Raw genomic sequence first — 12,139 nt, 5'->3', positions numbered from 1 at the left:
GCTTGCAACCAGTTATCTGCAAGCTATAATTGGAACATTTCTCAGAAAGCTCTGTTCCATTCGCGAACCCTTGGAGTGTCTTTGTTGGACCTATGCTTTATCTGGCGTGGGACTTTGGTCGCAATTTTCGCCTGGATGGAGGGGCATTATTCGAGTTGGTTCGTGTAGCCTTCATCGATTATTTGCGCTCGTAAGATGGGCGCCAGCCCCGTGTCATCCCGGCACTCATCGCCCCCTCAGCAAGTACAAGTTCATGACGCAGGTGGCGGCAGTCCTCAAGCAAGGTTTGGACCGCGGCGAGGGCGTCTCCTCCATGGTAGGCAAGAACTTCTTCCAGCGCGTTGCGGGCTTCGTCTTTTTCCATTTCCTGCTGTCTCGTCAGCACGATCTCTCCTTCGCGCCGAAGCGCGTTCTGATTTGTAACTTTTCATAGGGAGCACCGCCGCATTGCGGCTCCAATGTTCTATTTATGTTCTCATTCAGGGATGAGTCAACAGGGTCTTTTGAGGTAGCGTTGATGCAGAGGGTGCTGTCGGTCCGCCCTGATGCCTAGCCAGACAGAGACCCGCGGAAGATCAAGCCAAAAAATACGGGAGTTCTGTTATGTACTGGGTACGGGTCTCACTATGGCGGCCGTTTCGCCTATCGGATTTCGGCTGATTGCGACGAGGCACCTGCATTTATGCCATGCAGGGAGGAATGCCTGCAGGACGTCTCAATGATTAAAGCCGGCCCTGCTCTCGCTCACGAAGGAGACCAGAGCCGGCGAGCGTGGTCGATCTGCTTATCCATCTGTTCGCGTGTGGCGCCCCTGCGATATAGGTTCCAGATCATCTCTCGTTCGAGTTCCTCGAAACTGGCTCCTGCTATCTTCGCTTCGAGAATGAGGTCTCTCGTGTTTCCTTCATCCAGAGTGCGTGAGGAAAAGTCCGTGTTCCCAAAGCACCCAACCACTTTCGACTTCCAGCTCATCGCCTGATTGCCTCCCTTATAGACTGCATGCTACCAGCTTAGCACTGTCGGAAGTGCGCTTACAGCCAACCTGACCTAGGCGGCTATCCGTGCGGAGCTTCCTTCGAGAGCCATGCGCGGCAGGATCAAACCATCGCGGTTCAGGTTCCTGCCACGATCTTATATCAGAAGGCGCCCCAAAGTTTGAGTTCGCCCCGATGGTCTAAGGTCTCCGGAGACAGTGAAATTTCATCAAAATTTCATATTGGCCGGTTCATTCGGACGGTTCGATCCGTTAGCCTTATGGCATGGGGTTTCGGTTTTCGCCTTTTTCAGTGTGGAAGACGACTGCCGCCGTTTTCTGGCGGCCTAAGCCTGTTTTTTCGGGCGTAAGGTTGTCTCTCGCCGCAAGCACGATGATTGCCCTGGCGAGTTTTGCCGCGCCGGCCGATGCCGCGCCGACATGGTTCAACTCCCCGTATAATTACGTTGTTCTCGATCAGGACGTACGGGTCGCGCTCACCGAGTTCGGACGCAATCTCGGTTTGCCCRTGGTGCTGTCCGATGCCGTCAACGGCCGAGTGCGCGGGCGGATCGAAGCCAGGACCGCCGGCGATTTCATGGAGCGTCTGGCCGGGGCCAACGGACTGACCTGGTATTTCGACGGTTCCGTGCTGCATGTCAGCGCCGACAAGGAATTCGTGACGCGCGTTCTTGATGCGGGTCGCCTGAGGGGCGAGGTGGTGGCGAGTGAGATGCGCGAACTTGGTCTGGCCGACGAGCGTTTTACGCTTCGCGCCGCACGCAACGGAAATGTCATAACCGTGTCAGGACCACCTGCTTACATCAATGTCGTCGGACAGCTCGTGGAACGCATGCAGCCCGAACCAGTCGTCTCCGGGGACGACCCGCGCGTGCGTGTGTTTCGCGGCGGCGTGATGACGGAAGTCGTGTCGACGGGACCGGCAGATGCCGACCAGTCCGGTACGGACCATGAGAATGCTGCCCGCAAGGTGCGGGCGGCTCGACCTTGAGACGGGTGGAAGCGTTTCGCTTGCCGCCCAGCCCAAAGAAGAGGAGCAACGCATGGCAACGCCCCCTGTTTCCGGAGTGGACCCCGTTTCGTTTTCGACGTCCAGCGGTGAGGCCGCTTTCGATGCGGCCGTGAACAACGCGCAAAGCGGCGAGATGACGCCCGAGATGGAAGAGATGATGATCGAGGGGGCCATCACCATCGGTGGCCAGATGATCCTCATGCCGCGCGCCAACGACATCCTCAACGAGGCGATGTCCGACGAATAATCGTCTGAGGATTAGGCGGTCTTTTCGGAGCGAAAGTCATGACGACACCGATCGTGGCTGCGGGCGTGCCGCAGCCGACAGCAGTACAGGATGTGTTGCCGCAGGCGACCCAGAATCTGTTTGAACACGTCGCGAGCCAGGCCAAGGCTCTGCCGGAAGGTGCTGGACCGGCGCAGCTCGGTCAGGAAGTGCTGCAGAACCTCAAGGGCTTTTTCGAACGCAGCGGCAGCTTTGCCGAGCGTGCGAGCAGCCTGACGCAGCGCACGCCGCAGGCGACAGGCGGAGAGCTCGTCAGCGCCGGCGCCAAGGGTGCCGGCATGACCGATCTTTCGCAGACGCGGAACTCGGCAATTCCGGTTGACCAAAGCCAGATGGACAAGGTGATCCAGTCGCTCAGCATGATGTTCGATCACTCGATCGAGACACAGCTCGTGGTGCGCGGCACGACGCAAGTCTCGGGCGCGGCGAACACGCTGTTGCGCGGCCAGTGATGAACGCGCGTATCCCGGGGTTGACCAGCTCCCTGGCCGTTCCCATGGCTCTTGGGCTATTACGCAGGTTCATGGGTGCGGCGCTCATCCTGTGCGCGCTGGTTCTATCCGGCTGTCAGGAGGATCTCTATACCAATCTCGTCGAGCGCGAGGCCAATTCCATGGTCGCGGCCCTGCAGCGGAACGGCATTCCGGCGAGCCGCTTGCTGCAGGAAGACGGCAAGATGAAGGTGGTCGTCGATCGCGACCGCTTCTCCGAAGCGGTGCGCGTGCTCGAGGATGCCGGGCTGCCGAAACAGGCATTCGCCACCATGGGCGAAGTCTTCAAGCAGGAGGGCCTGGTCGCCTCGCCGATGCAGGAGCGCGCCAAGATGCTATATGCGCTGTCGGAAGAGCTTTCGAAAACGGTCTCGGAAATTGACGGCGTGCTCTCGGCGCGCATTCATATCGTGCTGCCGGACAACGATCCGCTGCGCCGCGAAGCCTCGCCGTCCTCCGCCTCGGTCTTCATCCGGCATGAGGCGGGGCTGAAGATCGATCCGCTCGTACCGCAGATCAAGACGCTGGTCGCCAACGGTATCGCTGGCCTCTCCTATGACAAGGTGTCTGTCGTGCCGGTGGCCGCGCCTGCCTCGCAGCCGGCTTCGGCCACGCAGCCGATGGTCGCCTTCCTCGGCCTCTGGATTCTGGAAACCAGCGTATCGCGCGCGATGTGGATAATCGGCGGCCTGGCATTCCTGGTGGTGGCGTTCGCCGGTGCCCTGGCAGCGGTGATCTGGCGCCAGCGGGGGCAGAAAACCTATCAGCTGGAGAGCTACCGATGAACGACATGCCGGCAGGTCTGCATCCGGATCGCATGGCGGTTTGTTTCCGCACAGTCGGCGCCGCCGGCTTGCCGAAAAGACTGACGGCCGAGCCCCGTTTCTCCGCGCGCCTCGCGGGTGTGCTCTATCGTCATTACGATCTGACCGAGATGGACGATGGCAGCGGCATGCGCGAAGATCAGGTTCTTGCCGCTCTTTCCCGCGACGACCTCGAACGACTCGCCTTGCATGCAGGCGTCATTCTTCGCGCTCGGGAATTTCTTCGGGAAATCCGTGGTCCCGTGCTGGCCGCCCTGGCCGAACGCTTCGGTGCAGACGCGCTCGAAGACGCCCGGCGGCATGTGGACCTTGCGGGCGATCGGCCGCAGGCGGTCGATCTCGAAGGACTGGAAGCGGCCGTGAACAACGATGGCGAAGCGTGCCTTGCCGCTTGGATCATGGCGCTGCCGGCGCCATTGTCGCGGCGGGTACGTCTAAAATGGCCGAACGATCACGCCGTGCCGTCGACCGACGATGCCGATATCATCGAACGGGGACCGGCTCTCTTGCGACGCCTGGCGTCCGATGCGGGCCATAGCGCATGACGGAAATGCCGAACCGGCCGCTCTCCCGTATCATCCGGGCGGAGGACGCAGCCAGCTGGATCGACGGGTTCGCGTTCCTGGAAAGGGCTAAAGCCGAGGCGGCGGCCATTCGCTCAACTGCCGAAGACGAAGTTGCCAAGACGCGCGAAGCTGGACGTCAGGAAGGGCGCAGATCAGGCGAGGCCGAGGCCGCGGCCCTGCTCATGCGTACCCAGGCGGATGTCCAGCGCTACCTCGCATCAATCGAACCTCTGGTGGCAGCGCTGGTGATCGAGATCGTCGAGCGGGTGATCGGTACAATCGGCGACGCTGAGCTTGTCGCGCGTGCGGCAGGCCAGGCGCYGAAAACGCTACGCGACGAAAAGGCTGTCGTGGTGAWTGTCGCGCCCGAGCTGGTAGGCGAGGTGCAGCAGCGTTTGACCGCGCTCGGCCCGACGGGCATGACCATTCGTGTGGCCGGCGACCGGCATCTTTCCGCACGGCAATGCGTGGTGACGACGCCGGCGACAAGCATGGATGTCGGTATCGATACGCAACTCGATGCGATCCGCGCCGCCATGATCGAACAGGGCCGGAGCGGCGCATGAACCAGATGCGCGGTCCCAATCTCGAATCCATCCTGCCGCGTCTGTCGCTGGCAGTTTCCTCCGTTGATACGCGCCCGACGCGCGGTCGGGTTCGCGAAATCCGCGGCGTCATTGTTCACGCCAGCCTGCAGCAGGCGCGTATCGGCGAGCTTTGCCATCTGCGCGATCCGATAACCGGGCGGCTGGTGCCCGCCGAGGTCATCGGTTTCGAAGACGAGCGCGCCATCCTTTCTCCCATCGGGGATCTCGAGGGAATGTCCGCGCGTGCTGAAGTCATCCCGACTGGACGGGCCTTGCGGGTACCGGTCGGCGAGGCTCTGCTGGGGCGGGTGATCGATCCGCTGGGACGAGCGCTCGATGGCGGATCGTCGATACCGGCCACAACGGAGACCTATCCCGTGCAAGCCGATCCGCCGCATGCGCTGGAGCGCGACATCATCGAGCATCCGTTGCGGCTTGGCGTGCGCGCGATCGACGGGTTGATGACCGTCGCTCGAGGCCAGCGCGTCGGCATTTTCGGTGAGCCGGGTGTGGGCAAGTCATCACTTCTTGCCTCAATTGTCGCTGGCACCGAGGCGGACGTGATCGTCGTCGGCCTGATTGGCGAGCGCGGCCGCGAGGTGCGCGAATTCGTAGATGTGCAACTGAGCGCGCGCGCGCGCAAGAAGGCAGTCACCGTGGTGGCGACGTCCGACCGCCCGGCGATCGAGCGCGTCAAGGCCGCCTATGTCGCGACCGCCGTCGCCGAGTATTTTCGCGATAGCGGACGCAATGTTCTGCTCCTGATGGATTCGGTGACGCGCTTTGCCCGCGCACAGCGAGAGATCGGGCTTGYCGCGGGCGAGCCGCCGACCCGGCGCGGTTTTCCGCCCTCCTTCTTCGCCGCCCTGCCGCGCCTTCTCGAAAGAGCCGGACCAGGGAAGGGTGGGTCGATAACGGCGCTCTATACCGTGCTGACCGAGGGCGACGATGGGCTCGATCCGGTGGCGGAGGAAACCAAAGCCATCCTGGACGGTCATATCGTGCTGTCAGGCGAGCTTGCGCAGCGCAACCATTTTCCGGCGATCGACGTGCTGAAAAGCCGAAGCCGCCTGATGAACGGCGTCGTTTCCACCGAACATCGTGACCTTGCCGGCACCATCCGCGAAAACATGGCGGCCTATCGCGACATCGAGCTTCTGTTGCGCGTCGGCGAATACAAGGCAGGCAGCGACGCGCGCGCGGATGCCGCTGTTGCCCGTCACGATGCGATCGAAATCTTCCTGCGTCAGGCTCCCGACGAGATCTGCGACATACAGACGACAATTGAGCGGATGAAGGAGATCGTCGGATGAGCGGCGTTTCGGATCTCGCGCGACTTCTGGCGCTGCGCTCTCTTCGCGAAGAGCGGGCGAAGGCTGCGGCATCGATCGCCGAGGCTCGACTTCAGGAGGCGTCGCGCACCCTATCGGAAGCCGAGGCGGCAATCCAAGCTCACGACCATGAGATCGACCAGCAGGAACAGCGGTTTCTGGTAGCCATGCAGATGAAGCCCCTTCCTTCGGGTGAATACGGCCGCAGGCGTGACTTGCTCGGTGTTTCCGACCAGCGACGCGAAGTCCTGATCGGCCAGCGGAATGAAGCATCTGCCGCGCTTGGCGAATGCGAGCGGCAGCTTTCCACCGCGCAGGCGGAGTGGCGCCGGCGCCTGTTCGAGCGCGACAAGCTCGCCGAGGCGGAACGCCGGCTGCGCCACGTCGATCGAGCAAGGATCGACGCCATAGCGGAACAGGACGCGGAAGAAATGAGCGCGGATCGGGCACGGCTGACATGCTGAGAGATACGGGCGCCCATTTCGGAACCGGATGCGGCGGAGCAAGTGTCGTGAGCGTGCTGGCGACGCAGCCAGAATTGCCGCCGGCCGACCTTCGGGAGCGTCTTTCTCGTCCGCGCACGCCGATCGCATGCCTGCTCGGCGAGCGAAAAGTCAGCCTCCATCTTGGAGAGCCGTTTTCGGTCGAAGATGCCGTAGCTGTCCCGGTTCGCGTGGGCGCCGATCAATGCCGCGCTCACCTGTCGGCGGCATTGATCGAATGGCTCCAGCAGCCGCTCGGTCTGGAAGGCGCACTGATCGACGAGGAGCCGCCGCAGCGTGCCCTGCTTCTGGAACTGGCGGCGCTTGATCTTCTGCACCTGCTGGAGACCCGGCTTGGCGAAGACATCCGCTTCGGCGAAGGCGACGATACGGATTTACCGTATATGCTGGATCTAGCTTTCGTCGCCGAGGAACGGCCGCTTYCGCTGCGTTTGGAATTGCCGCTTCGGCTGGCCGAGGTCTTCGCCGATTTTCTCGATCGCATCCAGCCACCTGAGCCGGCGGACCTTTCCGGGGTCAGGACCGAGATCGTGGTCGAGGCTGGATCGCAGGATCTGACGATCGATGAACTGCAGAGCTTGCGGCCTGGTGACATTGTCATGCTTGCCACCCACAGGACAGTTGTGGTCGTAGATGGAAAGCTGATCGCTTCCGTCCGGCGTCAGTCGGATGGCGCCGAGCTGGATGGCCCCTTCTACCCGAGGAGCCGCCGCGCCATGGTCGGTTCGCTGCCCGATCTATGCGACGGACAAGGCGGTTCGCATGTTCTGCACATGGTCGCCGAGTTTGCCCGTGCGACGATGACGCTCGGCGAGATCGATGCTCTGAAACCGCGCCAGCCATTGCCCCTTTCCTATTTCGACGAAACCGGCGTCGACATCGTTGTCGACAACCGGCGTATCGGGCGGGGCGAACTCGTCATGATCGGCGCCGGCATGGGCGTGCGTATCCTCCATCTCCTGCCCGCAGCCCCGGCATAAAGCAGCCCGACATCATGACCGAATTCCAGCCCAATCTGATTGCTATCATCATCGTCGTTTCGACAATCGGTCTTCTGCCCCTGGCGGTTGTCACGATGACGGGCTTCCTGAAGATTTCCGTCGTGCTCTTCCTCATCCGAAACGCGCTCGGCATTCAGCAATCGCCGCCGAACCTCGTCCTCTACGGTATCGCGCTCATCCTGACGGTCTATGTGACGACGCCATTGGTGGGCAACATGTACCGTGCGGCCGAGAGCCGGACGATGGATATCCAAAGCGTCGAGGGGTTGCGCAGTGTGGGAGAAACGCTGGCTGAGCCCTTGCGCGAATATCTCAAGCGCTTTGCAAATGAGCGCGAGCGTCAGTTCTTTATCGAGGCGACGGAAAGCGTCTGGTCGCCGGAAGCCCGCGCCGCGCTTCGCGACGACGATCTCGTGGTGCTGATCCCGGCGTTCGTCGCATCCGAGCTTACACGCGCCTTCGAAATCGGCTTCCTTCTCTACATCCCGTTCCTGGTGATCGACCTGATCGTCGCCAACGTGCTGATGGCGATGGGCATGATGATGGTGTCGCCGACGCTGATCTCTATTCCCTTGAAGATATTTCTCTTCGTGGCGGTGGAGGGCTGGTCGCGCCTGATGCACGGGCTGATCCTGAGCTATGGAGGATAGCCGATGGGGCAGGAGGTCTTTCTCAACGAAATGAACCGCGCACTGGTGACGGTGCTGCTCGTCTCGGCGCCGGCACTTGGCGTGGCGATCATCATCGGCATCAGTGTCGGCCTCATCCAGGCGCTGACGCAGATACAGGACCAGACATTGCCGCAGGCGGTGAAGCTGGTCGCGGTCATGCTGGTCCTTATCTTCGCGGGGCCGCTTCTCGCTGTCCAGGTCGCAGCTCTGGCGAGCCATTCGCTGGACAGCTTCGCCTCGCTGACGCGGTAGGCCCATGAACCTTGCGGCGATCACGGCAGCGATCACCGAATTCGCCTATCCGGTGCTCGTTGCCGCCTCGATCGCCGTCGCCCGCGCGCTCGGTATGATCATGCTGACGCCGGCATTCATGCGGCTCGGCCTGACGGGCATGATCCGTTCGGCGGTGGCCGTCGCCATCTCGCTTCCAATGATCTTTCCGATCTTTCAGCAGCTTGCCGTGACCGGTCAGCCGACGAGCTTCGATCTCGCCGGCCTCCTCATCAAGGAAATGGTGGTGGGCGCTCTGATCGGGCTTGCCTTCGGCATCCCATTCTGGGCGGCCGAAGTGGCGGGCGACCTGATCGACCTGCAGCGCGGATCGACGATGTCGCAGCTGGTCGATCCGCTGGCGGCCGGCGAATCCTCCGTCACTGCGACGCTGCTGACCGTTTCGCTGCTGGCGCTCTTCTTCATGTCGGGCGGCTTCATGCTGCTGCTCGACGGTTTCTACCGGAGTTATCAGCTCTGGCCGGCGGCGAATTTCGCGCCCGTTCTGAACGCAGAGGCGTTTGYGGGAATTCTGCGTGTCCTGGACCGTATCATGCAGATCGGCGTCATCATCATCGCGCCGCTGGTGATAGCTATCCTGATTGTCGATATCATGATGGCTTTCCTRTCGCGCATGGCGTCGCAGCTTCATGTCTTCGATCTGTCTCTGGCGGTAAAAAACCTGCTCTTCGCATTTCTGATGGTATTGTACCTTATCTTCCTGGTGCCGCTGCTGCTCGACCAGGTGGGTGCGCTGCGTGGCACGTTCGATATCCTGCGAGACTTCGTGACGAATGGAGGGGGTGCGTCATGAACAATCCGGTGCTTCCCTTGCTCGATGGTCTGGCAGGCCTGAGCGACGCTTTTCTCGACAGCACTGCCAAGAAGAACTGGACCGAGATCGAAGACCTGGAGAAGGAACAGGGCTCGCTGGGGGCGGATGCCAGACAAAGGTTGTCCGGCACGGCGCTGACGACATCCGTCGTCGCAGATGCATTGGCACGGGTCCAGCCATCGAAGCCCGACGTGATCGACCCCGCGCCGCCAACGTTTGAAAACCTGATCGACGATGCCGGCAGGCCGGTTCAGGTAGGCGGGACGGAAGATCGTGATGACATGTCCCAGCAGAAAGGTCAGGGCGACTTCGCAGCGCCGGCACGGGTCGCTCCGGCAGCGGAGATGCGTACGACTGCCGCATCGAATGCCGCCGCCGAATGGCAGACCATATCCTATCCTGGCTCGCCGTCGCCTGTGTCTTCCGCCTCCGGATCAGGACAGGCGATTGCAGCTGCTGCATCCGGCATCGAGTACAGTCTCGCAGCATCGGGTTCTTTCGTCGCGGCGCAGAAGCTGCATGCGGCCATGCGCTCGCTTTCTCCTGAACAGGTCTCGGCATTGCTCGACAGGGCAGCCGGACTTGTCGCGACGATTTTCGAACAGGTGGTCCGCGGCGAGGATCGCGGCGGCAGGATCGATGAGAGGCAGCGCGAGGTGCGCACCGCGCTGGCTCTCGCCCAGGTTGCGGCCGCCATCGACAAGGACCCTCGCAATCCAGCGGCGACCCGCCTGATGCAGGATATCAGCGCCGTCATCCTGGCGCCGGCGACACCAAACGACAACACTATCTTTTCAGGCCTTGCCCAGGCGATCGGCATAGGTGCGGGTGCGAAGCTGGCGTTGGCGATTGCGGCGCAACTCGCCCATCGCGACAAAAATCCATCGCGCGCGAAGGSGCTGCTGACGCTTCTTCTCGGCGGCTTCGTCCGGCTCGGCGAGCGTATCGACGAAGCCTATTCCGACCTGTTGCGCCATGCCGGCCCGCTTTGCCTCGAATGGATAAAGTGGAGGGGAGAGGGCGAGGAGGAGGCGATCCAGGCGCTCATCGATTTCCTCAAGGGGCAGTCGGCTTTTCTGGACAATCTGGAGCCGCGGCTGGAGCGTCTCGAACACACAGGGCTGGAAGCTTTTCGCGCCGTTCGCGATCTTGCGACCTATTCCTTCGACGGCAAACTGCGCGATGTGCATGAGCGCTTTCTGGCCAGCCGGAGCGTCTTTGCATCGATCGCCGGAAGCAATGCGGCACTCAAAGACATTCGACAGATTTCGCTGGCTGCAACGGGCAAAGAATCGGGGCCGTCGCTGGAGATGGTGCGGCTGACATTGACGGATATCGGTTTCGATGTGCCGCGCGCCGCCTTCCTGGCCGATCTCAGCCAGCTTAGTCAGAGTACACTTATGCTGGGCGCGAACTGGACGGCCCTCGAAAGCTTTACGCGGATGGAAGCGCAAGGCCGCGCATTCCAGCGTCTTCTAGCTTTCTTGAACGGGCAATACGTCGTCGCCGCGACGCCCGATATCGTTGGCTTCGACGATCCTGACATGCAGATCTAGGCAGCATAGCCGCAAAGGGAAATGGCATGTCCATGAACGGGTCGCCGGCAGGGTCTTCGTGCCTTGCCGGCGTTCCGTTTCTGGATAAATCAGTTTTGCGCGCGCTGTTTGGTGGCGTCGAGTTCCGTCTTGCTCTCGGTGGTGATCTCGGTGATCTTCGCCGAGGCGTTGATGGCGCGATCGAAAGCATCGCTCATGGCGGCAATGGCTTCGATGGACGAGCCCTCAAGACCGCCCGCGGCTGCCCATTCGAAATTCCAGACGCCAGAAAGACCATCCTCCCCGGCAACGTCGTGGGTCTCGATCGCGGCAAAGACGTCTTCATGGCGCACCATATAGGCGGCAGCGGCCGAAACATCGGAAGGAACGCCTCCATTGGCGTTGTTCGCAAGCTCGGAGAGCTCGCGAGCATTGATCGCGGACTTTCCGTTTTCCTTCAGGTATTCGACCAGAACCTGGCTGGATTTCGCAGCGTTCAGCTTCTGCTCGAACGACGAAGCATGGGAGGTTTGGGTCGGAGGCGTAATGCCGGCGGGGAATGTGATGGACATCGGATACTTCCTCGGCTTTTGAACCGTTGGCATCTATTAACCAGTCGCGTGACGTCCTTATGAAGCGAACGGAATTCCCGGCGACGAAGACATCAGCTCATGCGTTTTTCTGCTCCAATTCCACCAACCGCTCCTTGCAGATCGTCTCGACGAGGCGGTGGAGATGTTCCGTCCGCTCGAGAAGCCAGGCGAGTGCTTCCTCGGTGATCTCGAAGTGCTTCGAATAGCGGGCCTTCACATAGGCCTCGTTGAGGATGTTGTACCAGGCGGTGAAGCGGTGCTGGTCGCGCGGCCAGGCTTCGATGAGCCGGCGGTCATGATCCTCGGCAAGGCCGCGCAGGAATTTGAGGTTGTGCGACGGTGGGCTGTAGTTGGTGAGCGTGAGGAGCAGGCAGGAGTATGCGGATTCAACAGATTGGTGGAGTTCGAACACTGCAAGGTTTAGTTCCCCCTCTGAAAGATAGAACCTGGCGCCTTTGGCAAACGACGTTGAGTATCTGAAGACTCTCTCGAAATGCTCCTTTGCCACCCTGAGCGCATCGGCGGGAGTAAGCCTTCTCGGCTCGGCCAGGGGCCGGTCGTCGAGCTCGTAGAGCACGATGCCTTCGCGCAGGATGTCGACGAAGAAATACTGCCCGTCGGCCAGGAAGTTGTTCACCTC

At 61.5% G+C, this 12,139-nt stretch carries 16 protein-coding genes; 13 read left to right on the top strand and 3 right to left on the bottom strand.

The features are described from left to right. Positions 1 to 178 precede the first annotated feature (178 nt). Positions 179 to 364 (bottom strand): hypothetical protein, encoded by a 186-nt coding sequence (locus LCM4573_RS27350; protein WP_083347484.1) that lies wholly within the window; start codon positions 362 to 364, stop codon positions 179 to 181. Between the two features lie 982 nt (positions 365 to 1,346). Between LCM4573_RS27350 and LCM4573_RS15785 the strand changes: the two genes are divergently transcribed. From LCM4573_RS15785 to LCM4573_RS15725, 13 genes are read left to right on the top strand one after another with little or no spacing between them, the layout of a single operon-like run. Further along, a complete protein-coding gene (locus tag LCM4573_RS15785) occupies positions 1,347 to 1,985 on the top strand; it encodes a type III secretion protein (RefSeq protein ID WP_157895515.1) in 639 nt (212 codons plus the stop codon). A gap of 52 nt (positions 1,986 to 2,037) precedes the next feature. Beyond that, positions 2,038 to 2,253: a hypothetical protein gene (locus LCM4573_RS15780; protein WP_071007342.1), complete on the top strand. Its 216-nt coding sequence runs from the start codon at positions 2,038 to 2,040 to the stop codon at positions 2,251 to 2,253. Positions 2,254 to 2,291: 38 nt separating this feature from the next. Beyond that, a complete protein-coding gene (locus LCM4573_RS15775; RefSeq protein ID WP_198539732.1) occupies positions 2,292 to 2,744 on the top strand; it encodes a hypothetical protein in 453 nt (150 codons plus the stop codon). Beyond that, positions 2,744 to 3,568, top strand: coding sequence for a type III secretion system inner membrane ring lipoprotein SctJ (gene sctJ, locus LCM4573_RS15770; RefSeq protein ID WP_244505338.1), 825 nt, complete (start codon positions 2,744 to 2,746; stop codon positions 3,566 to 3,568). The genes LCM4573_RS15775 and sctJ overlap by 1 nt, the downstream gene beginning before the upstream one ends. Continuing rightward, the gene (locus LCM4573_RS15765; protein WP_071007341.1) at positions 3,565 to 4,152 is read left to right on the top strand and encodes a hypothetical protein; all 588 of its coding nucleotides are present in this window, start codon (positions 3,565 to 3,567) and stop codon (positions 4,150 to 4,152) included. Before sctJ ends, LCM4573_RS15765 begins: the two co-directional genes overlap by 4 nt. Then, the gene (gene sctL / locus LCM4573_RS15760; RefSeq protein WP_071007340.1) at positions 4,149 to 4,739 is read left to right on the top strand and encodes a type III secretion system stator protein SctL; all 591 of its coding nucleotides are present in this window, start codon (positions 4,149 to 4,151) and stop codon (positions 4,737 to 4,739) included. Before LCM4573_RS15765 ends, sctL begins: the two co-directional genes overlap by 4 nt. Beyond that, complete coding sequence (locus LCM4573_RS15755; RefSeq protein ID WP_071007339.1) at positions 4,736 to 6,073, top strand: FliI/YscN family ATPase; 1,338 nt, start codon at positions 4,736 to 4,738, stop codon at positions 6,071 to 6,073. Before sctL ends, LCM4573_RS15755 begins: the two co-directional genes overlap by 4 nt. Further along, positions 6,070 to 6,555 carry a hypothetical protein gene (locus LCM4573_RS28295; protein WP_071007338.1) on the top strand — a complete coding sequence of 162 codons (486 nt, stop codon included), beginning with the start codon at positions 6,070 to 6,072 and terminating at the stop codon, positions 6,553 to 6,555. Before LCM4573_RS15755 ends, LCM4573_RS28295 begins: the two co-directional genes overlap by 4 nt. Beyond that, a complete protein-coding gene (locus LCM4573_RS15745; protein ID WP_071007337.1) occupies positions 6,549 to 7,574 on the top strand; it encodes a FliM/FliN family flagellar motor switch protein in 1,026 nt (341 codons plus the stop codon). The genes LCM4573_RS28295 and LCM4573_RS15745 overlap by 7 nt, the downstream gene beginning before the upstream one ends. Positions 7,575 to 7,588: 14 nt before the next feature. After that, a complete protein-coding gene (sctR, locus tag LCM4573_RS15740; protein WP_071007336.1) occupies positions 7,589 to 8,245 on the top strand; it encodes a type III secretion system export apparatus subunit SctR in 657 nt (218 codons plus the stop codon). A gap of 3 nt (positions 8,246 to 8,248) precedes the next feature. Then, a complete protein-coding gene (locus LCM4573_RS15735) occupies positions 8,249 to 8,518 on the top strand; it encodes an EscS/YscS/HrcS family type III secretion system export apparatus protein (RefSeq protein ID WP_071007335.1) in 270 nt (89 codons plus the stop codon). A 4-nt stretch (positions 8,519 to 8,522) separates the two neighbouring features. Then, positions 8,523 to 9,350 (top strand): type III secretion system export apparatus subunit SctT, encoded by an 828-nt coding sequence (sctT, locus tag LCM4573_RS15730; RefSeq protein WP_071007334.1) that lies wholly within the window; start codon positions 8,523 to 8,525, stop codon positions 9,348 to 9,350. Then, the gene (locus LCM4573_RS15725; RefSeq protein ID WP_071007333.1) at positions 9,347 to 10,927 is read left to right on the top strand and encodes a hypothetical protein; all 1,581 of its coding nucleotides are present in this window, start codon (positions 9,347 to 9,349) and stop codon (positions 10,925 to 10,927) included. The genes sctT and LCM4573_RS15725 overlap by 4 nt, the downstream gene beginning before the upstream one ends. An 89-nt stretch (positions 10,928 to 11,016) precedes the next feature. Here LCM4573_RS15725 and LCM4573_RS15720 read toward each other — a convergent pair whose 3' ends face one another. Both LCM4573_RS15720 and LCM4573_RS15715 read right to left on the bottom strand, forming a co-directional pair. Further along, positions 11,017 to 11,478 carry a hypothetical protein gene (locus tag LCM4573_RS15720; RefSeq protein WP_071007329.1) on the bottom strand — a complete coding sequence of 154 codons (462 nt, stop codon included), beginning with the start codon at positions 11,476 to 11,478 and terminating at the stop codon, positions 11,017 to 11,019. Between the two features lie 97 nt (positions 11,479 to 11,575). Further along, positions 11,576 to 12,139, bottom strand: a 564-nt coding sequence (locus LCM4573_RS15715) for a HEPN domain-containing protein (protein WP_116285534.1), incomplete at its 5' end; no start/stop codon positions are given.

This window comes from Rhizobium sp. LCM 4573, assembly GCF_001854865.1.
GTDB lineage: Bacteria > Pseudomonadota > Alphaproteobacteria > Rhizobiales > Rhizobiaceae > Neorhizobium.
The sequence above is the reverse complement of the archived record's forward strand: the minus strand, read 5'-3'. Positions and strand labels throughout refer to the sequence as shown.